The 596-nt window shown below is 41.1% G+C and carries 1 protein-coding gene; it reads right to left on the bottom strand.

From position 1 onward, the window contains the following. Positions 1-123 precede the first annotated feature (123 nt). A partial coding sequence (locus tag DVY93_RS12405; protein ID WP_230711049.1) for an RNA-guided endonuclease InsQ/TnpB family protein occupies positions 124-596 on the bottom strand: 473 nt, incomplete at its 5' end.

Here is a 596-nt window from a genome sequence, read left to right as displayed (position 1 = left end):
CTATCTTTTTAACAGCTTCAGCTTTAAATTCGTCACTGTAGGTTCTTAATTTCTTGGTCATGGTAAACTCCGATTAATACGCTTAGTTTACCAAGTTTATCTCTACGGTTTCTTCAGCATAGCTCATACATCAAAGTCATTAATCAGCTTTGTTGTAATCTGATGGAGAGAATCCTGCCTGATACACCTGATTTTGTAGTGCAAACGAGAGAGCTTGGTTTTCGCTTTTTCTCTGTTTTTACTGCCTTTTTTGGTGCGGCTGAGTGCTTTATTTAGTTGGCGCAAACGTTTTAGATTGGTCTTTAATGGGTTTGGCGCTTTGATTTTAGTGCCGTCTGATAAAACCAACAAATCGGTAATACCAAGGTCGATGCCCACGCTTTTACCTGTCTTTTTAGTAGGAAGTGAAGATGCTTGCATCTCAACGGCTACGCTAACAAACCACTTACCGCCACGCTTGGAGATGGTAGCTGACATGATCTTGCCGTCAAATCGCAATGCTTCTTTTAATCGAACCCAGCCTAGATTGGGTATGCGAATGGACTTACCTTTGATAGCGAATTGGTCATTAGACAGACTAAATTTATCGTCACGCC

The organism is Psychrobacter sp. CCUG 69069 (assembly GCF_021023115.1).
Taxonomy (GTDB): domain Bacteria; phylum Pseudomonadota; class Gammaproteobacteria; order Pseudomonadales; family Moraxellaceae; genus Psychrobacter; species Psychrobacter namhaensis.
The sequence above is the reverse complement of the archived record's forward strand: the minus strand, read 5'-3'. Positions and strand labels throughout refer to the sequence as shown.